General features: G+C 68.6%; 34 protein-coding genes. 7 read left to right on the top strand and 27 right to left on the bottom strand.

Features of this window, described 5'->3' with window-relative positions:
* Positions 1-108 precede the first annotated feature (108 nt).
* The 18 genes from V7Q42_RS04960 to V7Q42_RS04875 form a co-directional block, all read right to left on the bottom strand.
* Complete coding sequence (locus tag V7Q42_RS04960) at positions 109-762, bottom strand: hypothetical protein (RefSeq protein ID WP_333822837.1); 654 nt, start codon at positions 760-762, stop codon at positions 109-111.
* 48 nt (positions 763-810) lie between these two features.
* On the bottom strand, positions 811-1,218 hold the full coding sequence (locus V7Q42_RS04955) for a gp16 family protein (RefSeq protein WP_333822836.1): 408 nt from the start codon (positions 1,216-1,218) through the stop codon (positions 811-813).
* Complete coding sequence (locus V7Q42_RS04950) at positions 1,215-1,418, bottom strand: hypothetical protein (protein WP_333822835.1); 204 nt, start codon at positions 1,416-1,418, stop codon at positions 1,215-1,217. Before V7Q42_RS04950 ends, V7Q42_RS04955 begins: the two co-directional genes overlap by 4 nt.
* The gene (locus tag V7Q42_RS04945; RefSeq protein WP_333822834.1) at positions 1,415-1,633 is read right to left on the bottom strand and encodes a hypothetical protein; all 219 of its coding nucleotides are present in this window, start codon (positions 1,631-1,633) and stop codon (positions 1,415-1,417) included. Before V7Q42_RS04945 ends, V7Q42_RS04950 begins: the two co-directional genes overlap by 4 nt.
* Positions 1,620-2,069 carry a hypothetical protein gene (locus tag V7Q42_RS04940; RefSeq protein ID WP_333822833.1) on the bottom strand — a complete coding sequence of 150 codons (450 nt, stop codon included), beginning with the start codon at positions 2,067-2,069 and terminating at the stop codon, positions 1,620-1,622. The genes V7Q42_RS04945 and V7Q42_RS04940 overlap by 14 nt, the downstream gene beginning before the upstream one ends.
* 125 nt (positions 2,070-2,194) lie before the next feature.
* Complete coding sequence (locus V7Q42_RS04935; protein ID WP_333822832.1) at positions 2,195-2,635, bottom strand: helix-turn-helix domain-containing protein; 441 nt, start codon at positions 2,633-2,635, stop codon at positions 2,195-2,197.
* Positions 2,636-2,664: 29 nt separating this feature from the next.
* On the bottom strand, positions 2,665-3,006 hold the full coding sequence (locus V7Q42_RS04930; RefSeq protein ID WP_333822830.1) for a hypothetical protein: 342 nt from the start codon (positions 3,004-3,006) through the stop codon (positions 2,665-2,667).
* Positions 3,003-3,239, bottom strand: a complete 237-nt coding sequence (locus V7Q42_RS04925; RefSeq protein WP_333822828.1) for a hypothetical protein — start codon at positions 3,237-3,239, stop codon at positions 3,003-3,005. The genes V7Q42_RS04930 and V7Q42_RS04925 overlap by 4 nt, the downstream gene beginning before the upstream one ends.
* Positions 3,232-3,513, bottom strand: a complete 282-nt coding sequence (locus V7Q42_RS04920) for a host nuclease inhibitor protein (RefSeq protein WP_333822827.1) — start codon at positions 3,511-3,513, stop codon at positions 3,232-3,234. Before V7Q42_RS04920 ends, V7Q42_RS04925 begins: the two co-directional genes overlap by 8 nt.
* An 11-nt stretch (positions 3,514-3,524) precedes the next feature.
* On the bottom strand, positions 3,525-4,166 hold the full coding sequence (locus V7Q42_RS04915) for a DUF3164 family protein (protein WP_333822826.1): 642 nt from the start codon (positions 4,164-4,166) through the stop codon (positions 3,525-3,527).
* A 1-nt stretch (position 4,167) separates the two neighbouring features.
* Positions 4,168-4,803 (bottom strand): helix-turn-helix domain-containing protein, encoded by a 636-nt coding sequence (locus V7Q42_RS04910; protein ID WP_333822825.1) that lies wholly within the window; start codon positions 4,801-4,803, stop codon positions 4,168-4,170.
* Complete coding sequence (locus V7Q42_RS04905; RefSeq protein ID WP_333822824.1) at positions 4,800-5,057, bottom strand: hypothetical protein; 258 nt, start codon at positions 5,055-5,057, stop codon at positions 4,800-4,802. Before V7Q42_RS04905 ends, V7Q42_RS04910 begins: the two co-directional genes overlap by 4 nt.
* A complete protein-coding gene (locus V7Q42_RS04900; protein ID WP_333822823.1) occupies positions 5,054-5,455 on the bottom strand; it encodes a hypothetical protein in 402 nt (133 codons plus the stop codon). The genes V7Q42_RS04905 and V7Q42_RS04900 overlap by 4 nt, the downstream gene beginning before the upstream one ends.
* Positions 5,452-5,847 carry a transcriptional regulator gene (locus tag V7Q42_RS04895; protein ID WP_333822822.1) on the bottom strand — a complete coding sequence of 132 codons (396 nt, stop codon included), beginning with the start codon at positions 5,845-5,847 and terminating at the stop codon, positions 5,452-5,454. Before V7Q42_RS04895 ends, V7Q42_RS04900 begins: the two co-directional genes overlap by 4 nt.
* On the bottom strand, positions 5,844-6,410 hold the full coding sequence (locus tag V7Q42_RS04890; protein WP_333822821.1) for a hypothetical protein: 567 nt from the start codon (positions 6,408-6,410) through the stop codon (positions 5,844-5,846). Before V7Q42_RS04890 ends, V7Q42_RS04895 begins: the two co-directional genes overlap by 4 nt.
* Positions 6,410-7,165 (bottom strand): ATP-binding protein, encoded by a 756-nt coding sequence (locus tag V7Q42_RS04885; protein WP_333822820.1) that lies wholly within the window; start codon positions 7,163-7,165, stop codon positions 6,410-6,412. Before V7Q42_RS04885 ends, V7Q42_RS04890 begins: the two co-directional genes overlap by 1 nt.
* Positions 7,162-9,090: a Mu transposase C-terminal domain-containing protein gene (locus V7Q42_RS04880; RefSeq protein ID WP_333822819.1), complete on the bottom strand. Its 1,929-nt coding sequence runs from the start codon at positions 9,088-9,090 to the stop codon at positions 7,162-7,164. Before V7Q42_RS04880 ends, V7Q42_RS04885 begins: the two co-directional genes overlap by 4 nt.
* A gap of 170 nt (positions 9,091-9,260) precedes the next feature.
* Complete coding sequence (locus V7Q42_RS04875) at positions 9,261-9,701, bottom strand: hypothetical protein (protein ID WP_333822818.1); 441 nt, start codon at positions 9,699-9,701, stop codon at positions 9,261-9,263.
* A 177-nt stretch (positions 9,702-9,878) separates the two neighbouring features.
* On the opposite strand from V7Q42_RS04875, the gene V7Q42_RS04870 reads away from it, so the two are divergent.
* The gene (locus V7Q42_RS04870) at positions 9,879-10,376 is read left to right on the top strand and encodes a hypothetical protein (RefSeq protein WP_333822817.1); all 498 of its coding nucleotides are present in this window, start codon (positions 9,879-9,881) and stop codon (positions 10,374-10,376) included.
* 171 nt (positions 10,377-10,547) lie between these two features.
* Here V7Q42_RS04870 and V7Q42_RS04865 read toward each other — a convergent pair whose 3' ends face one another.
* Genes V7Q42_RS04865 through V7Q42_RS04855 form a run of 3 tightly spaced genes read right to left on the bottom strand, consistent with a single transcriptional unit; the run spans position 10,548 to position 11,618 of the window.
* Positions 10,548-10,997, bottom strand: a complete 450-nt coding sequence (locus V7Q42_RS04865) for a hypothetical protein (protein WP_333822816.1) — start codon at positions 10,995-10,997, stop codon at positions 10,548-10,550.
* A complete protein-coding gene (locus tag V7Q42_RS04860) occupies positions 10,994-11,284 on the bottom strand; it encodes a hypothetical protein (protein ID WP_333822815.1) in 291 nt (96 codons plus the stop codon). The genes V7Q42_RS04865 and V7Q42_RS04860 overlap by 4 nt, the downstream gene beginning before the upstream one ends.
* Position 11,285: 1 nt before the next feature.
* Positions 11,286-11,618, bottom strand: a complete 333-nt coding sequence (locus V7Q42_RS04855) for a helix-turn-helix domain-containing protein (RefSeq protein WP_333822814.1) — start codon at positions 11,616-11,618, stop codon at positions 11,286-11,288.
* A gap of 147 nt (positions 11,619-11,765) precedes the next feature.
* Here V7Q42_RS04855 and V7Q42_RS04850 point away from each other — a divergent pair, with 147 nt between their 5' ends.
* The 3 genes from V7Q42_RS04850 to V7Q42_RS04840 all read left to right on the top strand — a co-directional run bounded on the left by V7Q42_RS04850 (position 11,766) and on the right by V7Q42_RS04840 (position 14,348).
* On the top strand, positions 11,766-12,470 hold the full coding sequence (locus V7Q42_RS04850) for an XRE family transcriptional regulator (RefSeq protein WP_333822813.1): 705 nt from the start codon (positions 11,766-11,768) through the stop codon (positions 12,468-12,470).
* 5 nt (positions 12,471-12,475) lie between these two features.
* Complete coding sequence (locus V7Q42_RS04845) at positions 12,476-12,709, top strand: hypothetical protein (protein WP_333822811.1); 234 nt, start codon at positions 12,476-12,478, stop codon at positions 12,707-12,709.
* Positions 12,710-13,181: 472 nt separating this feature from the next.
* Positions 13,182-14,348, top strand: coding sequence for a vWA domain-containing protein (locus V7Q42_RS04840; protein ID WP_333822810.1), 1,167 nt, complete (start codon positions 13,182-13,184; stop codon positions 14,346-14,348).
* Between the two features lie 67 nt (positions 14,349-14,415).
* Here the strand turns inward: V7Q42_RS04840 and V7Q42_RS04835 are convergent, their stop codons facing one another.
* The 5 genes from V7Q42_RS04835 to V7Q42_RS04815 form a co-directional block, all read right to left on the bottom strand.
* Positions 14,416-14,751 carry a hypothetical protein gene (locus tag V7Q42_RS04835; protein WP_333822809.1) on the bottom strand — a complete coding sequence of 112 codons (336 nt, stop codon included), beginning with the start codon at positions 14,749-14,751 and terminating at the stop codon, positions 14,416-14,418.
* A 73-nt stretch (positions 14,752-14,824) separates the two neighbouring features.
* A complete protein-coding gene (gpt, locus tag V7Q42_RS04830) occupies positions 14,825-15,328 on the bottom strand; it encodes a xanthine phosphoribosyltransferase (protein ID WP_333822808.1) in 504 nt (167 codons plus the stop codon).
* Positions 15,329-15,336: 8 nt separating this feature from the next.
* The gene (locus V7Q42_RS04825) at positions 15,337-16,104 is read right to left on the bottom strand and encodes a competence/damage-inducible protein A (protein WP_333822807.1); all 768 of its coding nucleotides are present in this window, start codon (positions 16,102-16,104) and stop codon (positions 15,337-15,339) included.
* Positions 16,105-16,219: 115 nt separating this feature from the next.
* The gene (locus V7Q42_RS04820; protein ID WP_333822806.1) at positions 16,220-17,422 is read right to left on the bottom strand and encodes an FAD-dependent monooxygenase; all 1,203 of its coding nucleotides are present in this window, start codon (positions 17,420-17,422) and stop codon (positions 16,220-16,222) included.
* Between the two features lie 52 nt (positions 17,423-17,474).
* Positions 17,475-17,723, bottom strand: a complete 249-nt coding sequence (locus tag V7Q42_RS04815; RefSeq protein ID WP_333822805.1) for a zinc-finger domain-containing protein — start codon at positions 17,721-17,723, stop codon at positions 17,475-17,477.
* A 272-nt stretch (positions 17,724-17,995) separates the two neighbouring features.
* On the opposite strand from V7Q42_RS04815, the gene V7Q42_RS04810 reads away from it, so the two are divergent.
* Positions 17,996-18,757, top strand: coding sequence for an alpha/beta fold hydrolase (locus V7Q42_RS04810; protein WP_333822804.1), 762 nt, complete (start codon positions 17,996-17,998; stop codon positions 18,755-18,757).
* 394 nt (positions 18,758-19,151) lie between these two features.
* Here the strand turns inward: V7Q42_RS04810 and V7Q42_RS04805 are convergent, their stop codons facing one another.
* On the bottom strand, positions 19,152-19,982 hold the full coding sequence (locus V7Q42_RS04805) for an enoyl-CoA hydratase (protein WP_333822803.1): 831 nt from the start codon (positions 19,980-19,982) through the stop codon (positions 19,152-19,154).
* A gap of 163 nt (positions 19,983-20,145) precedes the next feature.
* Here V7Q42_RS04805 and cysE point away from each other — a divergent pair, with 163 nt between their 5' ends.
* Both cysE and V7Q42_RS04795 read left to right on the top strand, forming a co-directional pair.
* Complete coding sequence (gene cysE, locus V7Q42_RS04800; RefSeq protein ID WP_333822802.1) at positions 20,146-20,967, top strand: serine O-acetyltransferase; 822 nt, start codon at positions 20,146-20,148, stop codon at positions 20,965-20,967.
* A 363-nt stretch (positions 20,968-21,330) separates the two neighbouring features.
* Positions 21,331-21,543: a DUF3126 family protein gene (locus V7Q42_RS04795; protein WP_333822801.1), complete on the top strand. Its 213-nt coding sequence runs from the start codon at positions 21,331-21,333 to the stop codon at positions 21,541-21,543.
* Positions 21,544-21,630 lie beyond the last annotated feature (87 nt).

Raw genomic sequence — 21,630 nt, 5'->3', positions numbered from 1 at the left:
CGCTCGTGGAGAGCACGGCGCGTCGGGCGCCTGTGACAGACGGGTCGCCAAACCCGACTTCGCCTTTTTTGCGAAGCACGGTCACGATGGGCCGATTTGCCGGGAAGATCAAGATGGAGGCGCGGACCTCAGCTTTCGCGGAATGAATCGGATGTCCGTCGAGTCTCCGGGAAAGAACGGTGGCATCGGAGCTTCGAGCGACGGGTAGAGCGCTGCGAATGCATCTCGATGCGGATCCACGAACAACTCGGCGATCGCAGCCGGCTCGTCGCTCCGGAGCTCGAAAGACCCGCCCATTCGGCGCAGGTACGACAGAAATCTCGCGTCGTCTCGCTGTTGCCGATCGCGCTCCGTGAAAGCGAATTTGAAGATGGTCTGGGTCAGGAGACGGATGGCATTCTCCTCGATCTCCTGGATTTCGGCGCGCCGCAGATCCTCGCGCTCGCGAGAGGTCTCGGCCTCGGGGAAGTCTCGTTCGAGGCGATAGACCGCCCTCGACGTCGAGCCCCATTGGCACGGCCAAGCCCGCATGGCGGAAAATCGATCGAACCACTCGCGATGCCACGGCCAATCCCAGTGGCTGCGCAACAAGTTGTCCCTCAATGTCCGCTCGATGCGCCGCGTCTCGCGCCCCTCGGCGAAGGCGTCGATCCACGGCCTTCGGGCGATCGCCAATGTCTCCTCCGCGCCGGAAATCTCCGATGCCACCCGATCCCATGCCGTTTCCAGCATCGACCGCATTCCCTCGACGTAGGCGTCCATGACGCGCCCCCCCGCTCTCGCGGGGAGCAATTCTATGGCGAACGGCGCTCATCGTCTCGCCTCCGCTCGCCGGATCATCGCCTTGAGCCCTTCGGAGACCTTGTTCGCCTCGGATGGCGAGCAGAATTCCGGCGCGTCCTTGCCGGTCTGGCGCGCGACGAAGGCCCTGAGAGCCTCCTTCGAAGCGTTGTCGATCGCCCCGACGACGCCGGCCTCCCGCCACAGCGCGTAGATCTTCCGGACGTGCGGCTTGTCGAAGCCCGAGCCGCCCTTGCCCGGCTTCGGTTTCCAGCCGAGCCGCCGGAACTCGGCGAGCAGCGCGACGAGCTGGGGCTCGGAGCAATCGGCCGAGGACTCGCGCCCGGTGATCCGGACGAGGATCGCCCGGTAGTTCTCGTCGGAGAGGGCGAGGTCCTTCTTGGCGATGTGGACCTTGGCGAGGAGGGCGCGGGTCATCGGACATTCCCGAAGGTTCGAAGCATGAGCGCGAAATCCGGGCAGGCGACGGCGTCGCGCCGGGTCTCTCGATCGCGGAAAAGGCAGACGCCGAGATCGTCGTCGCCACCGTCCCAGCCGCAGCACATGGCGCAGCGTGGCATGTGGACGGCGCGCTGACCGTCGGCCGGCGGCGGAGTGTTCGGCGAGAAGATCGTCATGCGTCACCTCCGGTGGTCAGGGTGAGGATCTGCCGGGTGAGGCCGGCGATCCGCTCGCGAATGCGCATCTGGCGACGGGTGCGCAGTCGGGGGCGGATCTGCCGGAGGAGCGCCGCCCGCTCGGCGGCGAGGCGCTCGATCTCGGGCGGCGGAGGCCGCGGCGCCGGAGGCGGGTCGTCCGGCTCGGGCGGGAGGGAGCGCTCAATCCACCGCATGACGGCCTCCGAGCGGCGCCCAGCGGACCCACACGCCGTCGAACAGGATCTCGCTGTCGACGATCAGCTCCCGGTGGGTCGTCCACCAGAACCGAGCCATCTCCGCGCTGTCCGTGAAACCATCGCCACGTGCAAAGTCGTCGAGGGCGATGCGCCCACCGATGGAGTGGGAGAAGATCTCCCCCTGTCGGCCGAAATACACGGTGCGGAGGGATGGCTGACCCAGCCAATGTATGACGGTGATCCGGATCGGATCGACCGAGCTACAGAAAGCCTTGCCCAGCAGCCGGCAGTGCTGCGTCCGCTGGCCGACGTAGAGTTGGAGCGTCTCACCGGGGCGAGCATGGCGGCGGCGACCGATCGCGCGGATCGTGCCGGACTTCGCTCCCGAGAGGATCGGGGCCTCGAAGCGCGGGTTGAACGAATAGGCGACCATCAGCCGACCCTCCGCTCGAGATGGTCGGTCGGGGGCAGGAATTCGTCCGCGGTCAACGCTTCGATGGCCATTTTCACCTCCCTCGGAAAAAGGCCGCCGGCCGCACGGGCCGGCGCGCCGTCTGGTCACTCGGCCGCTTGGCGCAGCTCCGCCTCGTCCTCGTCGTCACCGGCGAGCGCGGCCACCAGCTCCACCACCTTGCGGCGCAGCTTCGGGTCGGCGATGCGGATGAAGGCGCGGTTGAGCCGCACGCCCTCGGACGTCGACAGGAAGTCGACGAGGACGGACGTCGCGGTCGGGTCGAAGCCCTGGTCGCCGGCGATCGGCGTCACGCCCGGCGCGTCTTCGAAGAAGAAGGCGACCGGCACCTTCAACACCCGGGCGATCGCCTGCATCCGGCTGGCGCCGATCCGGTTGGTGCCCTTCTCGTATTTCTGGATCTGCTGGAACGTGATGCCCAGGTGCTCGCCGAGCTTGTCCTGGCTCATGCCGAGCATCATGCGGCGCAGACGGACGCGGGATCCGACGTGGACGTCGATCGGGTTTGGGGATTTCTGCGAGGCCATGGTGGTACTCCTCATGGGGTGGGTGGAATTCAGGCTCGGCCGATGGTCGGGGGAGCCGGCTGCGCATCGTCCAGGGCGGCAAAGGCCGCCTGGAGAGATCGAAGGGCATCGTCGAGATGAGGCAAGGCGCGCCCGCCCGAGCCATCGGCGAGGCCGCGGGCCCGCACGATGGTCTGCTCCAGCAGGAAGGTCGCGATCTGGTGCAACGCCAGTGTCGACACCGGCGTGGTGCGCAGCGCGAGCCGCTCGGCGACGTCGCCGTCGCCGTCGCCGTCGAACTCGATCAGCACCATGACGACGCCGTGTCCGGCGTCGAGCGCCTCGGTGAGAGCCGGCACCAAGTCGGTCGCGGTGGGCGGGAAGACGCTCATGCGGCGCTCCTTTCGCGGTCGGCGGCGACCGATAGCGCCCAGCGGCCGCCCGTGTCGTCGACGAAGATCGCCTCCTCGCCGTCGTCGGCGGTCTCGAAGGCGGCGACCGTCGCGACGATCTCGATCGCCACCGCGCCGCGCAGGGCGACGGTGATCACGTCGCCCGGCTCCGGCCGGCGATCGCCGTCGACGAGAGCGTAGGCGGTATGGGCGAGGCGGACGGGGTCAGCCATCGGCTCCCTCCTCGGCGTAGAGGGCATCGAGCGAACGGAAGACGCGGTCGCGGAAGGCGAAGAGCGCGTCGAGCTTCTCGTCGCCCTCGCCCTCGCCCTCGGGGATGCCGGGGACGAGCCACGTCTCGTTGTCGTAGGCGAGGCGGGCATTGGCGGTGACGACGCGGTGGACGTCGGCGTCCGGGCCGTCGACGATCGGCAGAGCACCGTTCGGCACCCTCGGCCCGAACTCGATCTCGCCGCTCTGAAAGCAATAGGCGTAGGTGTGGGTCATGGTCCCCTCCATCACAGCGCGGCGATGTCGAGGGAGACCGGCTTCCACTCGGCCTCGGGAGAAGCCTTGGTGTGGAACCGCACGTATTCCTTGGTTCCGGCGATGCGCATGCTGTCGCGGATCGCCTGCATCGCCCGCTGCCAGCGCGGGTCGGTGATCTCGAGCCGGAGGAGACCGAACAGCTCGGCGCGGTTGATCTGCCCCTCCCGATCGACGTTGAAGGCGCGCATGACGATGGCGCGGATCTCGTCGCGGCCGTCGGCCGACCATTCGAGGAGGCACTCGTCGATGATCTTCTTCGCGACCTGAAGCTCCGGCCCGAAGACGATGTTGTCGGCGACCTGGACGGTGATCTTCAGCAGGCCGTCGAAGCTGGTGAAGGTGACGTTGCCCTTCGGCCCGCCGCGCTTGGCGTCGTACTCCTGATCGAGCAGCTCGTTGAACGCCCGCAACTCGGAGAAGCACTCGGCCTTGAAGGCCGCGAGCCGGCCGGCGAGGAGGCGGGCGTCACCGATCAGCTTGCGGACGGTCTCGTCCATCAGCAGGTCCTGCACCTTGATCGCGGAGATCGGCACGAGCGCGCCCTTGGGGTCGGTCATGTAGGCGACGCCGTTGAGTTCCTGGGCACCCTCGGGGATGTGCTGGTCGGTCATTTCAAGCGTCCTTCAATGAGCTGTGGAGACGGGCGAGGCGATCCCAGGTCGCCTCGAATGCATCGCGGGCGCCGCGCTCGCCGCGCGTATGTTCGGCTTTCGCAAGGGTGTCGCGAGCCGCGACCAGGGCGCCGACCGCCTCGATCAGGGCGCCGCCCGCCTCGCGCGCCGCTGCCTCGTCGGCGGCTTCGAGCGCCCGGACGTGGCCGACGAGGCAGCACGCCATGGCGACGATGTCGGCGGTGGCGATGTCGGTCGGGCGCATGCGTCCCGCTGCGACGGCGAGCGCGACCTCGAGCACGTCGCGATCGGCGCCGATGGTGGGTGCCAGGAGATCGCGCTCGACCACGCTGGTGACCGTCGCCGTGATGACGTCGACCGCCTCGCGCAGGCCCGGCTCGCTCGGCAACAGCCGCTCGATCTTCTCGGCGCCATAGGCGACCGCCCGGTGATCGAGACCGCCGAGGGCGCGGCCGATCTGACTGTCGGTGGCCGAGGTCAGCCGACGGGAGAGCGCCTGCGCCAGATGGCGGGCATCGGCGACGTGGCGAGGGCGCGTCGGGACCTGGAGCGCGCCGGGGACGAGCTCGCAGTAGCCTTCGACGGCGGCGATGACGGCGCGGAGCGAGACGTTCATGCCGCACCCCCTTCCGGATGGCGGATCCGACGCGAGATCTCGCCGGCGATCGCGACTTGCGCGACCATGATCGGCCCCATCGGCGTATCGTCGCCGGGCGCTTGGTCGTAGTCGTCGGCAATGGCTGCACAGCGTTCGCGCTCGGCAGCGATCGCACGGGCGATGTCCTGAACGTCGACTTCGTCGAGGCAGGAGAACGAGCCGTCGGCAATGGCCAGCGCCGTGATCAGGATGTCGGCAGGGAGTTCGGTCATGCCGCACCGCCTTCCGGCCCGATCTGCCGGCCGACCTGTTGCCCAGGCAGGGCGCTGCGGATGTCGACGATCTCACACGGACGACCGATCCGCGGCACCCTGACGCGCATTCTCGGCCCGTCGACGAGATCGCGGGCCACGAGCTGCAGCTGGAGCCGCTCGATCTCGGCCCGGGCGATCGCCAGCTCGCGACACAGCCGATCGGCGACGTCGCGGCTCTCTTCCAGCACCTCGACCTCGCTCGCCACGTCGGCGAGTGCCGCGATGGCGAGGACAATTCCGGAGCGGGCGATCTCGATCGTGCCGATCGCCGGCTGGGCGACGATCTCCACCTCGAGCATGCGGCGGATCTCGCGCAGCACGGCGGATGGGAGCAGGCGGGGGGTGGTCGGACTCATGACTTCACCTCGCGATTGGAGCAGGTGCGGCAGGCCTCGTGGAGCCGAGCCGCCATCGGGCTGGACGATGAAAACGGGCGCTTCTGCTGGTCGCGGCAGCGGTCGGCGCCGATGATCCGGGCGTAGCCGGGGCATTGGACCGTCTCGCCGAGAAGGTGGGCGCGCGCCGCCCGCTCGACTCGGTCGAGGTTGCCCTTCGCATAGGTGTTGGAGATGACCTGGGAGATCACGGACTGCGAGTAGCCGAGGATCTGGCCGGTCGCCTTCAGGCCGATCCGAGAAGCCGACTCGGCGATCGCCTGCACGAAGTCGCGCAGATCATCTCCCCAGGCCGCGCGGGCCTTGGCCACATGATCGAATTTCACGCCGCCGGGGGCGGGTCCGCGGTTCATCTCGCTTCTCCTCGAAACTCACGTCGGTTGGGATCCCAGATCCGGCCGTCGGCCTTGATCGTCGGCGTCGCCGGACCGGGATCATCGATCAGCACCCAGCGCTTGAAGCCGTTCGACGTCGGTGCTTCGCCCGGTCGACGGCGCAGCTCGGCGAGGTAGCCGGCGCGTGAGAGCGCCGCCACGAAGCGACGGGCATTGGCGATCGACGCCCCGGCGATCTCTTCGAGCCGGCCGAGGTCGAACTTCCGGGCGATGCGGATCGCCGTCCACATCTTGTCGGCGATGGTGCGCCGCTTCGGCCGCCGCGCCCGGACCGTCAGGGGGCCGATCGGCCCACTGGTGATCGTCTCTCCGCTCGCGAGCGCTCTCCGACCCTCCGGCGATAGGGTGAAACATCCCTGTTCCAGCCGGTCGACCCAGCCGCGTCGCACCAGGGCGGCGCAGGCGGCGGCGACGGCGCGGCGTGGATGGTCGGTTCGGCCGACCATCTCGTCGAGGGTCAGGCACGGTCCCGGCTCCAGGAGCCGGGCGACGTCCATCTGGCGCGATCCCTCGCCCGCCATCACGCCGCCCTCACCGTCATCGCTTTGCCGGTGGCGCGGTCCTGCAACAACACCTGACCGTCCATGTCGGCGAGGGTCACCGCGCGGCCGAGCCGTCGGCCGACCCGCTCGATCGAGCCGATGCCTTCGACGATCTCGCGGGCGTAGCCGCCGGCGGCCTTGTGCAGGTGCTGGACGAGATCATCGGCAACCTCGACATCGGCCCGCCCGCCGACGAGCTTGCGGGTGTCGTCGAGGGTCAGCGCGTGGAAGCTCACTTTCGCCGAGATGCGCGACGAGATCTGTTTGTAACGGGTCAGCGCCTTGGAGAGCTGGCCCATGCCGACCAGGATGAAAGGCACCTCGACCGCGTCGGTGATGTCGCGGATCGTCTCCATCATCTTGGTCGAGTGGACGATGTGGTCGGCCTCGTCGACGATCACCGCATAGGGCCGTCCGTCGTTGCGCGCCGCTTCGTTGCACAGCGCCAGACGCCGCACGATCTCTCTGTACATCTCCTTGAAGGTGCGATCGGGCGCCGAGGCGAGACAGTCGAGCAGGTCCTCGACCAACCAGCGCGACGACCACTCGCGCTTGGCGCGGATGAACGGCAGGTCGTGCTGGACGGCGAACCATTCGGCCGCCGTCGTCTTGCCGCGACCGGGCTCGCCCTCGACGGTCATGAAGCACTTCTCGGTCGCGGCGCGGGCGTCGAGCCGCTCGAACCCCTCGAGGAACGCCTGCGCGTTCGAGGTCATGACGAAATCCCTGTTCACGCTTCGATCTCCTGTGAGGCGATGGGTTTGAGCCGGCCGGCGAGCGCCGACGGATCGATGCCGTCGGCGGAGAGGCGCAGCCGGAAGATCGACGATTGCAGCCGTTCGACGAGGTAGCGGGCGTCGTGACCGCTGATCTGCTCGGGGTGAGCGAGAAGCCACCGGGCCATGTCGACGTCGTCGCCGAAGTTCGGCCGCTTCTCGGGCGCCGGCGGCTCGGTCGCGGTCGCGGCGATGACCGTCAGCACCGGCGGCGCCACCGGCTCGGCCGGGGTCTCGGTCGGCGCCGGCTGCGACGAGGCGATGAGCAGCATCGGCGCCTGACCCTCTTCGGCGACGGCGAGACGCTTGCGCTCGACCCGCTTCAGCCGGTTCTCGACGCGCTTCTCGTGCGCCTGCTCGACCACCGAGCGCGGGAAGTAGGAGACCGAGTTGCCGAACCACGTCGCGACGCAGATCAGGCGCTGGTCGAGCGTCGACACCCACACCGTCGAGGCGTCGTGGATGTCGTAGGCGACCAGCACGTCGCAGTCGTGGAACTCTTCGAGCTCGATCGCGAAATAGCGGTTGGTGAAGAGCTGGATCTCGCCCCGCGCCGTCCGTCGCTTCTCCTGCGGCCGAAAATCGGCGTCGTCGGCCTCGACGAGGTCGGGCGACCAACCGCGATCGAGCCACCCCTGCCACACCTCGTTCGGCGAGAGGTTGCGGCGCTTCCCCGTCGCCGGGTCGATGATCTTCTCGAGCGACGAGTGCGGCCGGTCGTTGTAGGCCGCCGCCTCGTCGCGGAGCCATGCGACGAAATCCGGCCATGACTTGAGCGCCGGGCTGGCGGCGCGCTCGGCGAGGTCGGCGGCGACCCGCTTGTCGATGCGCTTGCGCGCCTCCGCGTCCATGTCGACGCCGACGTAGCCGATCTGGGTCCTTGCCGCCTCGATCCACGTCTGGTGGAAGCGCTCGATCACCCCGCGCGCTTGGCTTCGATACGGCAGCGACGTGTGTTTCTCGACGTCGAAACGGGCGAGAAGCCCCATCAACCCGTCGTCGAAGACCGCATTGTTGAAGCCGGAACCGCGATCGACGTACCAGATGTCCGGAACGCCCGAGGTGGTGAAGGCATGGCGCAGCGCGTCGATCGTGCCCCAGGTGGCCTCGGCCAGCGCCACCGACCAGCCGACGAGCCGCCGCGTCACCACGTCGATCGTCGCGGTGATCTCCGGCCGGAACGGCTTTCCCGTCAGCGGATGGGCGACCATCGCATGGTGGGTGTGGCCGTCGGTGACGTAGATCGCCGTCGGCCACAGGCCGGAGACGTCGCGCCGCACGAAGGCGCGGATCTGCCGCAGCGCCCGCGGTCCGAGCCGCCCCCGCGCCCGTTCGATCGCCGGCATCCGGTGGACGTGATGCTGGATCGTCCGCAGCGGCGGCAGCGCCACCTCGGGCCGATGCTTCGACAGCTCCGCCGCCGCCCGCACCACCGACGGCTTCGACGGGATGGCGTAGAAGTCGAGGAAATCGGCGAGCCATGCCGGCGGCAGGTGCTGCTCGCGAGGGCTGGGCTCCGGGGCGAGCGCCAGACGATCCTCACCGGCCGCTTCGAAGGTGTCGAGCCAGCGGCGCAGCGAGGTCGACGACAGCGCCGCGCGATGCCCCTTCTTGGCGTTGGCGGCGTCGGCCGCCCGTTGCAGCTCGGGGGCGAGCGTCCCGGCGTTGCCGGCCGCGACCACCTGCTCGATCGCCCGCATCTTGCCGCCGAGCCGGGCGAGACGGGCGACCTCGCGCACCAGGGCGAGACGGGCGTTCATGATCGTCCGTTGCCAGTCCTTCAGCTCGGCGAGGCTCTGGGGATGCGGTTCCGCCACCGGCGCCGGCGGGTCGATCGGCTCCACCGGGACGAGGTCGCCGCGCGAGCCGAGCGCCCGCGCCACCAGCGCGTCGCGGACGTCGCCGGGGAGGTCGGCAGGGGCGTAGAGGCGGGGGGCGCCCTTGCCGGTGCCAACAGTGAATGTCCAAGTTTCGCGCTCGGCCCGCCTATTCGCTGACCGCTCGGTTACCGATGTCGCTTCGGCAATCTGTCGGATCGTGACCCGGTCATCACTCATCGCCCACCTCCGAGCAGCGCATGCAGGCGGCGTTGCGCCTCCTTCAGCTCGCGCTGCGCCCGGCCGATTTCGGCGTCGCGGCCGTCCTTCGGCGTCATGATCAGCGCGCCGCGCTTGCGGGCGAGCAGCAGCTGCAGCGCCTGACTGCCGGTCGCCACCTCGAAGGCGGCGGCGTATTCGAACGGGAAGCGCCAGCCGTCGGACGACCGTGAGGTCCACTTGTTGAGCATGTGCTCGGAGATCGCCTCGCCGGTGAGATCGCTCATCCGCGCCGCGATCTCGGCCCGCGACAGCGGGCAGTCCTTGATCGCCCGGGCGAGCGCCGCACACACCTCCGGCGCCATGGCGAGGCTGCCGTCCGCCGGATGGTCCGGCTGCTCCACCGCCTCGAAGGCGGCGAGCAGGCTGGTCTGTCGGGGATCGTCGGTGCGGATCATGGGACGCCGGTTCGAAAGAGTGTTCGAAGGCCCCTGAAAAGGCCCCGGGGATCGTCGGGCGATCGCCCGGGGCAGGTCAGGGAGGTAACGCGGGTGGCCCCCGCCAACTCACCACTCGACGCAGGTGACGCGTGTCCTCAGACTTGGAGTGCAACCAACCGAGTCGGAGGAATGGGGATGGATCTCGCGGACATCTGGATCTGGTACGTCGCGCAACGCCTTGGGGCGGACCCCGTACGTGAGGACTTCGCGGACATCGGACCGTGGAGCACTCTCGAGCTGCTATGGGGATTCCACCCGCTCTTCACCGCACGGTGGGACGCGATCGCGGCGACGCCGTACTCGACCGAATTCGACGCCGAGGCGGATGGGGCATTGGCGCGGCTCGCGATCGACGATGCGACCGGCAGTTGGGATGGACTGTCCTCGGGCGCGTGGCGCGTCCTCCAAGAACGGCTCGCATTTCTCGAAGTCGTCGTCGTTGCCAATGAAGCAGCGGGCACGAAGGTGTTCACGGAAGCACCTCGTCTTCTCGATCGGACGAAGCAGGCGAGAACAGTGCTTCTACGGATGCTCTTAGGTCCTGCGCGGACAATCGACCGGCGATTGCTTCCTCCGTCAGCCCCCGGAGCTGCTCCGCCTTTTCCGGCGACAACATCTCTGCGGCGACAGTGAAGGCATTGGTGTGAGCCTCGTTCAGGCGTTGGCGAACAGCGTCGCGCCGCCACCAACCCCGCATGGCTGCGGATCGCGACCAGGGCGAGGAGCAGACCGGCTCGATGAACCACAGCAGCACGCGGCCGACCGACCGACGGAGGTGGAGGAGAAACCGAAGGACCGACGGCATCACCCCCTCCCCACCAGCGCGTCGGCCAACAGCACGACCATGGCGACGAAGGCGAAGAGCGCGGCCACCTCGAGGGCGTCGCGCAGGACGGTGAAGAGGGCGGAGGGAGCGGGGCGTGTCGTTCCCTCCGCGATCGCGCGGCGCACGGCCCGTCGGCCGTGGCTCGGGTATTGCCGCGCGATGTCGGTGATCGAAGATCCGGTGGTCGAGATCGGGGTCATGGCGACCTCCTCGTCGGAGAGGGTGAGCAGGCGGTCGCACTCGGCCTGGATCAGGTCGGCGCGCTCGAAGCGGTCGGCCGTGCGGCCGATCTCGATCATCCGGGCGGCGAAGCGGCGGGGAACCTCGCGCCCGTCCCGACGGACGGCGGCGGCGAGGTCGCGCTCGAAGCGGCGGCCGAACTCGGGGCCGCAGTCGCCGATGGGTTTGCGCGCGGTGGACATGGTCATTCACCCCGTCGCACGATCGCCGCGGCGGTCTCACGCCGCACCCGGTCGATATGATCCACGGTGATGCCGCCGTTCGACCGGAACCAATCGAGCGTCCCCTCGCGCACCAGACCCATTCGTTCCAGCCTGAGGACCATGCTCATCGGACCGACGCCGAACATGTCGGCGAGAAGGATCGCGGCGCGGCGGGTGAAGACTTCGGCGTCGCCGACGACCGAGGCGAAGGCGTCGCGGAGAGCGCGCTCCTCGAGGACGGCAATGGCGTCGGGACGCGCCGGGGTCGCCATGTCAGGCCACCTCGCGCGAATAGACGTTGCCATTCTCGTCGCCCGGCCTACGCTGGCGTTGCGTTGTACGTGCAAGGGGAATGCGCTCCCCCTGCTCGTCGTAGTGCTCGGGGAAGAGGTCGACCGGCGACACGCCGATCTTGGCGGAAATCGCCTTTTCGACCTCGAACGCCGGGCGCCCGGACGCCGCCCAGGCCACCGCCTGGTAGGACACGCCGATCTCGCGGCCCAGGGCAGAGAAACTGCTGCCCTGGACCTTCAGCTGGAAGAGGATCCAAGCCTTGCGCTCGGTGGCCCTCTTCGGGATGTCTGAGGTGTTGGTTCGCTTCGACATGCCTTCATGAGTGACACATCATAAACAACCTATCAAGGCCAAAAATAGCGTCCTGGAACGAGAAGCCCTCCGCGTTCGATATGTTATATTTAACACATTGAAAGATATGTGTTATTTTCGAACTAGGACGCACCTCGATTTCGGGACATGAACGTCCTGGAAAAGCGAAAAATGAGCGAAGCGACCTCCACTTTCTCGGACAGGCTGAAGAAGTGGCGCGAATCACAGGGCCTGACCCAGTCCGACCTAGCTCTTCGCGTTTCTGTCTCGTTGAGCACCATTCAGAGATGGGAGAGGGGAGATTTGCCCAAGAGTGCGGAGCTGTTGGCGCTCGATGCGCTCGGCTTCGACCCCACTTGGGCGCTGACAGGCCGTGAAAGCGGAAAGCTGCCGGCATCGTTGCAGACGATCGTCGGTCAGACCGCATCGGTGGACACGGTCTCGATCCCCCACTACGCGGTGCAGCTCTCGGCCGGAAACGGCCGTTCGACCGCAGATTTCAACGAGTTGGAGCGCTTGGTGCTGCCGGCGGACTGGGTCCGCCGCGTCTTCGGCCGACCGGCCGCCCACCTCGTCCTCGCCGGCGCCGCCGGCACTTCGATGGAGCCGACCATCCGCGACCGCGACCTCCTGGTCGTCGACACTGCCGATCGCCGCCTCGCCGCTGGCCGCATCTATGCTCTCGTCGTCGGCGACAACCTGCTCGTGAAGCGCATCGACCGTACACTTCGCGGCCAGATCCTGCTACGCTCCGACAACCCGGCCTTTCCGCCGGAAGAGCTGACCGAGGACCTCACCGACACCGTCCGCGTCCTCGGTCAGGTGATCTGGCACGGCGGGTCGCTGGAGTGAGTGTGATGAAGATCTTCATCGGTATCGTGGTGGCTCTCCTCGTCGGCCTCGCCATATTCGGCATGCCGTCGTCTTCTTCGACGCCAGAGGAGTTCATCGCTCGCACCGATGCGGCCTGTCGCAAGGAATATCCTTACGACGAATTCAAGATGAACAATTGCAAGATCGCCATCATGACGAAGCGGGTTCTCGAACAGGAACGAGCGAAGATGCAGCGCGCCTACGACGCCGCCCGCTGATGCCGACCGACGTTGCGCGTCGACGCTCGAAGCCGTTTCGAGTGCCATTTGAACCGCCTTCGCCGATTTTTCCCGCCGCCCCGCCTTTCGCCCCGGTTTTCCGCCCCCGATCCCACTTGCGCCCGCTCAATCCCGCCCATTCCCGCATTGCCCAATAGATATTGCGGGTCACAGTGACGGCAGGGGTGCGGAAGGCCGGTGCGCCGGGACGGAACGCGCCCGCCCGGGCTCGCGGGGCCGCGCAAGACCGGTGGATTTCCCCTTCCCGCGCTCCGGCCAAGTCCTTCGCAACTGCGAGACATTTCACGACATGGGTCCGCTTTCGCCGCGCTTCCGCCACGGAAGCGTCGAAGGGCGACCGCGATCGGGTCGGAGGTTCGGGGCGATCGAAGGTGTGCGCCGGTCGGCGGACATGGGGTTCGATCCGGCAGGGCGCGAGGCGCGGCCGAGGTGTGAGAGGGGAGAGGCGACGATGAACCGGTGGATCCTGGTGAGCGGACTGATGACGGCGCTGTTGGTGTCGGCGGTGCGTCCGGGCTGGAGCAACGACCCGCCGCGGGCGCCGGTGGCCCCGGCCACGACCTCGGCGGCGACGCAGGCGCTGCTCGCCCCGGCTTCTCGGATCGAGGTCGCCTTCGTCCTCGACACCACCGGGTCGATGGGCGGGCTCATCGACGGCGCCAAGCGCAAGATCTGGGGCATCGCCGACGAGATCCGCAAGGCCAACCCGAAGGCCGAGATCCGCATCGGTCTCGTCGCCTATCGCGATCGCGGCGATGTCTACGTCACCGAGAAGACCGATCTCTCCTCCGACATCCACGCCGTCTACGGCAAGCTCCTCGACTATCGCGCCCAGGGCGGCGGCGACTGGCCGGAATCGGTCAACGAGGCACTGTCGGTGGCGGTCAACGGCCTCGACTGGACGAGGACGCCGGACACCCGCCGCATCGTCTTCCTGGTCGGCGACGCGCCGCCGCACATGGACTATTCCCAGGACGTGCCCTTCTCCGACACGCTGAAGATCGCCGAGCGCGAGCACATCGTCGTCGACGCGGTGCAGGCCGGCGGAGCGCCGGACACCGAGACGATCTGGCGGACGATCGCCAGCCTCGGCCACGGCGACTACGTCAAGATCCCGCAGACCGGCGGCGTGGTGACGATCAGGACGCCCTACGACCAGGAGATCCTCGAGTTGCAGCTCCGGCTCAACCGCACCGTCGTTCCCTATGGCGACCAGAAGCGGCAGGCGATGGTCCGGGCCAAGACCGAGATGGCGGCCAAGGCGGCGCCGACCGCGGCTTCCGACATGGCGAGCTACAACGTGCGTGCCGCCGCCCCGGAAGCGCGGACCGTCGTCACCGGCGACGGCGATCTCGTCGCCGACGTCACGGCGAAGCGCACCACGCTCGACAAGGTGAAGCGCGAGGATCTGCCGAGCGAGTTGCAGACCCTCTCCGCCGACAAACTCGGTGCGGCGATCGCCGCCAAGGCGACGGAACGCAGCAAACTCCAGAGCGATCTCGCCCGCCTCGTCGAAAAGCGCGACGCGGTGATCGCGGCGAAGAAGGCTGAAACATCGGACGGCAAGGACGGGTTCGACCGGGTGGTCGAGGAGATCGTCCGCAAGCAGGTGATGTGAGACGCGGTTCGGACCGAGCCGAACCGATCGAGGAGGGGTCGGTGATCGGCGGCCCCTCCTCGATTCGTCACTTCTCCTCGTCGCCGGCCTCGAGCGCCGCCCTGGTCTCGGTGAGGAAGTCCTCGGCGCCCTTCTTGGCTTCGCGGACGAGGTCGGCGACATCCTTGCCGAGGCGGTCGAGAGCCATGCGCAGGCCGCCGACGGAGGGCTTGTCGACGCTCATGACGTAGCCCGACATGGCGATCGACAGGGCGATCTCGATCAGGCCGAAGACGGCCGTGCCCTCGTCGACCTCGTTCTCGTCGAGGTAGTCGAGCACCATTTCGCGGATCGCTTCGGCATGGGCTTCCTGTTCGTCGTCCCAGCTCTCGAGTTCGCGGTCGTCGTCGCCGCCGTTGATCATGGGGGCCTCTCGGTCAGTTCGGGGATGGGAAGGCGCCGCGTCGAACGGGCCGGACGGAGTTGTCGGCGACGGCTCAGGCGCCGCCTTCACGGATCGGCGGCTGGAACTGCCAGCCCATGTCCCAGGGGAAGTAGATCCAGGTGTCCTGCGACACCTCGGTGACGAAAGTGTCGACCAGCGGACGGCCCTGCGGCTTGGCGTAGACGGTGGCGAAATGGGCTTTCGGCATCATCTCGCGCACGACGCGGGCGGTCTTACCCGTGTCGACGAGGTCGTCGATGATCAGGATGCCGGCGCCGTCGCCGCCGCCCAGTTCGAGCAGGTGCGGCTGCACCGTCTTCAACACCTTCAGCTCACCCTGGCTGGTGTAGTCGTGATAGGAGGCGACGCAGATCGACTCGATCAGGCGGATGTCGAGTTCGCGCGCCACGATCGCCGCCGGCACCAGCCCGCCGCGGGTGATGGCGACGATGGCCTGCCACTGGCCCTGACCGGAGAGCCGCCAAGCGAGCGCCCGGGCGTCGCGGTGGAACTGATCCCAGGAAACGGGAAAGGCCTTGGGCTGGGGACCGGTCATCGGAAACCTCACGGATACTTGGCTCGAACTTCGGCGATCATCGCTTCGACGTCCGCGACGGCGGCGTCGAGAGCGGCGGTGTCACGGGCGCGTACGACGATGTTGGTGGCGTAGCGGCCGTCGCGCTCATAGGGGTAGGAGCCGATGACCGTCGTCGGATGCGCCTTCTGGATGGCGGCGAGCGGGGTGGCGACGAGGCCCTCGCCGCGTTCGGCGTCGAGGGTCTTCGACAGCATCGGGCGGCCGCCCTTCAGGGTGCGACAGACCTCGGTCATCATCGCTTCGAGCACCACCGGCACGCCGGCCATGACGTGGACGTTGCCGAGGCGGAAGCCGGGCATACCGTTGGCCGTCTCGATCAGATCGGCGCCGAAGGGGATGCGCGCCATCCTGAGCCGCGCCTCGTTGATCTCGGCGCGCCCGGCGAGGCGGGCCTTCAGGATCTCCACCGCACGCGGGTGATGATCGATGCCGACCTCGAAGGCCTTGGCGACGGCGTCGGCGGTGATGTCGTCGTGGGTCGGGCCGATGCCGCCGGAGGTGAAGACGTGGGTCCAGCGCGCCGACAGCGCGCGGACCGCCTCGACGATCATGTCCTCGTCGTCGGGAACGACGCGCACTTCCTTCAGATCTATGCCGATGGCGGTCAGCTGCTCGGCGACGAAGCCGATGTTGCGGTCCTTGGTGCGGCCGGAGAGGATCTCGTCGCCGATCACCACCATGCCGGCGGTGACGATGTCGGCGTTCACGGTCGGAGGCGCTTCGTCGTCTGCCATGTCGTCCCGCCTCCTCCGGCGCCACGGACCGCGCCTCGCCGGTCAATAGATCAAACCGATGCGACCCTCAAGGCGAGCGCTCATGCGGGCGGGAGAAAAGGCGCGCGACGTCGGCTCACTCCGGGTGATCGACGCGCCAGCGGTAGATCCAGTCCATGCGGTCGAGAAGCTGATGGCCGACGCCCCACTTCAGGGCGGCGTCGCGGAAGAGGGCGAGGCCGTGGGGCAGGTGATAGAGCCGGCCGTTCGACACCGCCTGTTCGACGATGGCGCGGGTGCGCGGCTTCCTCAGCGTCTCGTAGGCGCGGAAGGCGGCCGGCAGGTTGGGGGCGCCCACGAGCACGTGGGCGAGCACCGCGGCGTCCTCGATCGCCATGCCGCCGCCCTGGGCGGCGAAAGGCAGGGTGGCGTGCGCGGCGTCGCCGAGCAGGGTGACGGCACCGGACGACCAATCGAAGTCGGCATCGAAGCCGCACAGCGCCCATTTGGTCCAGGTCTCGGGCAGGTCGAGCAGGCGGCGTGCCGCCTCCGGCCAGCGCGATCGGCCGGTCAGGCCGAAATGGGTGGCGAATTCGGCCTTGGAGGCGGGGACCGACCAGCTCTCGTCCTGCCATGTGTCCTCGACCACGGCGACGAGGTTGAACTCGCGCCCGGCGCGGATCGGGTAGTGGACGAGATGGGCGCGCGGCGACAGCCACATGCCAGTCACCTCGCGGAGGTCTTCGGGGACGCGCTCGATCGGCACGGTGGCGCGATAGGCGGTGCGGCCGGTGTATTTCGCCGGCGGGCCGCCGCGCAGCTTGGTGCGGACGCGCGAGCGCACGCCGTCGGCGCCGACGAGGCCGTCGGCGCCGAAGTCGCGCGTCTCACCGGCGACGGTGGCATGGACGGTGATCGAGTCCGGTGTCGGGCTGGCGTCGCGGACGCGGGCGTCGAGTACCAGCTCGATCCGCGGATCGGCGGCGACCGCCTCGGCGAGGACGGCGAGCAGATCGGCGCGATGGATCACCCAGAACGGAGCGCCCCAGCGTGCTTCGACGGCGAGGCCGACCGGCGTGCGCGCCACTTCGCCGCCGCTGCGCGACGAGTGCACACGGATCTCGCGTGGGGTGACGGCGCCGCGCGCCAGCGCACCGCGCAGACCGAGATCGACGAGGACGCGGGAGGCGTTGGGGGAGAGCTGGATGCCGGCGCCGACCTCGGCGAGAACGGGCGCCTGTTCCAGCACCGTGATGCGGCAGCCGGTGCGCGCCAGCGTCAGCGCGGCGGTCAGACCGCCGATCCCGCCGCCGGCGACGATGAGGTGATGGTTCGCCATGATGGCCGACCGTTGCGGTTCGCCGCGTGGCGGGAAGGTGGAGAGCGCTCGCTCACTCGGCGGCGGCGGGGTGCCAGACGGCGTCGGCCGGCTCGGCCGCGCCCGCCTTCAGAGAGGCGTCGTAGACGTAGAGGGTGCCGCAATAGGGGCAGAGCTTCTCGTCACCGGCGCCCATGTCGAGGAAGACGTGGGGGTGATCGAAGGGCGGCTTCGCCCCGACGCACATGAATTCCCGGGCTCCGATCCGGATCTTTTCGATGCCGTGGTCGTTGGCGAAATGGGGAACGGCAGCGTCCGCCATGGGTTTTCCTCGTGCTTCTCGGTTGGCGCGGCGAAGATACTCGGCGGGGTCGGGGATGGGTAGTGGGGAAAAGGGATGAAATGCCGGTTCGCATCACCCCGCCCGATCGGCGGGCGGATCACTCCGCGGCATCGCGAGCGGCGGCGAGTTCGGTCGGGGTGACCTCGCGCCATCGGCCGAACGGGCCGGTACAGATCGGCCGCGACATGGGCTAGGAAAGGGGCATGAAGATCGTCTCGCTTTCTCGGTCCCCAGCAGCAGCCCGGAGCCTCATGTCCAGCTTCCTCTCCGACGGCGTCCGCATCGCCTTTCTCGACGAGGGGCCGCGCGACGGAACCTCGATCGTCCTCGTCCACGGCTTCGCCTCCAATTCGAAGGTCAACTGGGTCACGACCGGTTGGGTGGCGACGCTGGTCGAGGCCGGCTACCGGGTGATCGCGCTCGACGTCCGCGGCCACGGAGCCTCCGAGGGGCCGCACGATCCGGCGCTCTACGGCACCGCCACCCACATGGCGGAGGACGTGCGGCGGCTGATGGATCATCTCCACATCGAGCGCGCCGACGTCATGGGCTATTCGATGGGCGCCTGGATCACCGGGCATCTGGCGGTGGCCCATCCCGAGAGGCTGCGCTCGGCGATCTTCGGCGGGCTCGCCCACGCCATGGTCGAGGGGATTTCCGGCCAGGAGACGATCGCCGCGGCGCTCGAGGCGGAGAGCGATGCGGAGGTGACGTCGCCCAAGGGGCGGGCCTACCGGGCCTTCGCCAAGCAGACCGGATCGGACCTCGTGGCGCTCGCCGCCTGCATGCGCGGCTCGCGCCAGCCGGTGCCGGCCGACGGGCTCATGCAGCTCCACATGCCGGTGCTGATCGCGGTCGGTACCCGCGACGACGTCGCCGGGTCGGTGGAGGACCTCGCGGCGCTCATTCCGGGGGCCGAGGTCCTGCCGATCCCCGACCGCGACCACATGCTGGCGGTCGGCGACAAGGTCTACAAGAAGGGCGTCCTCGCCTTCCTCGCCGCACGCCCGTGAGGGGCGAGAAAAGCCGAGTCGCGAGAATCGCTCGGCGCCGACGGTGAAGACGGTGATTCACCCGGACGTCGCCGGCGGGCGGCGGTTCGGATCGGGAGCGGCGAATTAGCGAGTCGCGAGAATCGCTCGAGGCGAAAAGCCGAGATGGCGCCCGCGGTGTCCCGGCGCGCGTGGTTCGCCACATGAAGTCGGCCGAATTCGTGAGTCGGTGGAATCGGTTGCGGGTGGATCCGCGAGTTCAGATTCCGATTCATCGTGGTCGTCGCCGTTCTGCTCGTACCGGCGTTCGGGCGGGCGGCGAAAACCGAATCGCGAGAATCGTTTGACGTCGGCTCTCGAGATCGAGAGTCCGCGGCGCGCCGGTCGTGAGCGTGCCGGCTCGCCGCGGCGGGTCTCAGGCGCCGTGGAACTTCGCTTCGCGTTTCTCCAGGAAGGCGGTGCGGCCCTCGGCGAAATCGGCGGAGGCGAAGCAGGCGTCGGTGAGGGTGACGAGGCGCTCGCGCTCGCGGACGAGCGTGCCGGCGGTGACGGCGTCGATCGCCGCCTTGGCGGCGCGGATGGTCAGCGGGGCGTTGTGGGCGATGGCGAGCGCCAGATCGATCACCTCGTTCTCCAGCGCTTCGACCGTGTGGACGGCGGTGACGAGGCCGATGTCGAGGGCCTCCTGCGCGGCCATGCGGTTGGCGGTGAAGAACATCTCCTTGGCGCGCTGCGGGCCGACGGCGGCGACCACGTCGGCCATGCAGTCGGGCGGATAGCCGACGCCGAGGCGGGCGGCGGGGATGCCGAAGACGGCATCGTCCGAAGCGACGCGCAGATCGCAGGCGACCGCCAGTCCCATGCCGCCGCCGAGACAGAAGCCGCGGATCATGGCGATGGTCGGCACGGCGACGTGGCGGACGGCGGAGAAGGCCTCGGCGTTGGAGGCTTCGTAGGCGCGGGCGGAGGCCGCGTCCTTGCGCACGGTGGCGAACTCGGAGATGTCGGCGCCGGAGACGAAGGCGAGATCGCCGTCGCCGCGCACCACGATCACCCGCACGTCGGGATGCGCCTCGAGGGCGGCGATCGCCGCGGGAATCGCCCTCCACATGTCGAGCGAGACGGCGTTGCGCCGCGCCGGATTGGCGACGATCAGGCGGCCGATCGGCCCTTCCACCTCGGCGCGGATGCGCTCGTCCGGGGTCGGCAGGACGGTGACGGGGAGGGGGGCTGCGGTGTCGGACATGTCGGGCTCCGGGGCGAAGGAGGGCTCTCGAGAGGTCACAAAAGGGCGAGATGTTTCCCATTTCGTCAACCCGTTCGAACGCGGCGTTGGGCGAGCGTCGGAAACGCGCTATGTTGGTTCTCCATCGTCCCGGGCCTTGAACCCGTGGAGGAGGAGGAGATTCATGGGCAAGACCATCCAGGCCGCCTCGGCCGTGACCACCGAATTCGACCCGATCTGGAGCCGGGTGCGCGACGAAGCCGCGGCGATGTCCGCGGCCGAGCCGGCCCTCGCCAGCTTCATCTGGGAGACCGTGCTCAACCACGACCGGCTCGAGGACGCGATCGTCCACCGCGTCGCCGAGCGACTCGGGCACACCACCGTCAAAGAGGCGTTGATCCGCCAGACCTACGAGGAGGCGCTCGCCGACGAGCCGCAGCTCGGCGAGGTCTTCCGGGTCGATCTCCAGGCGGTCCACGATCGCGATCCGGCCTGCGAGCGGCTGATCGAGCCGATCCTCTACTTCAAGGGCTTCCACGCCATCCAGACGCACCGCCTCGCCAACTGGCTGTGGCGGCACGGTCGGCGCGACTTCGCGCTCTACCTGCAGAGCCGGGCGTCGGAGGTGTTCCAGACCGACATCCATCCGCAGGTGCCGCTCGGTCGCGGCCTGTTCTTCGACCACGCCACCGGCATCGTCATCGGCGCCACCGCGGTGATCGACGACGACGTGTCGATCCTGCAGGGCGTCACGCTCGGCGGCACCGGCAAGGAATGCGGCGATCGCCATCCGAAGATCCGCGCCGGCGTGCTCATCGGCGCGGGCGCCAAGGTGCTCGGCAACATCGAGGTGGGCACCTGCGCGCGCATCGCCGCCGGGTCGGTCGTGCTGCATTCGGTGCCGCCGCGCACCACGGTGGCCGGCGTGCCGGCCAAGCCGGTCGGCGAGGTCACGACCTGTTCCGAGCCGTCGCGGGCGATGGATCAGATGCTCGACGACGAGTGATAACGGGCTCATGAAATTCGGACTCGTCCGAGTTTCATGAGCGTCACGGCCCGGCCGGCCGACGCCCGTTCGGGCTTGCCTTCGCCGACGATGTTTCGAAAAGGTCGAAACTTCGTCGGCTCGGTATGATCGGCGCCGCGCGAGCGCGGCTTCGCGCCGGAGTTCGCGGGTCCCACCCTCGATCGGGCGACCGCCGCAGGAGGTGGCGCCCGAGGTGTCCCGGCGTCCCGGGCGAGTGGTGAAATCGCGGAAATCCGGCTTTGACCGACGGTCGGCTTCGTGTCAAAAGCGGCGCGAGCCGGTGTTCGCGCCCAGTCGCGGACGCATCGCCCGTCGATCGCCAACCGTTATCGGAGGACACCCTTGGACAAGACCGAACTCGCCAAGCTGCAGGCCTATCTCCGGCGCAAGTTCGACCTCGACACGATCAAGGTCGTCGCCCGCCCGAAGAAGAAGGACTCGGCCGAGGTGTTCATCGAGGACGAGTTCGTCGCGGTGATCTACCGCGACGAGGAGGACGGTGAGATCTCGTGGAACCTGCAGATGGCCATCCTGGAGATGGACCTCGAGGAGTGATCTTCGCCGCGAGGCGCCGTATCCGACTTGCCCCGAACGCCCCGGTCGCCCACGGCCGGGGCGTTCGTCGTTCCGCGAGGCGACGCG

It is taken from the genome of Pinisolibacter sp., assembly GCF_036782435.1.
Taxonomy (GTDB): Bacteria; Pseudomonadota; Alphaproteobacteria; order Rhizobiales; family Ancalomicrobiaceae; genus CALBKH01.
The sequence above is the reverse complement of the archived record's forward strand: the minus strand, read 5'-3'. Positions and strand labels throughout refer to the sequence as shown.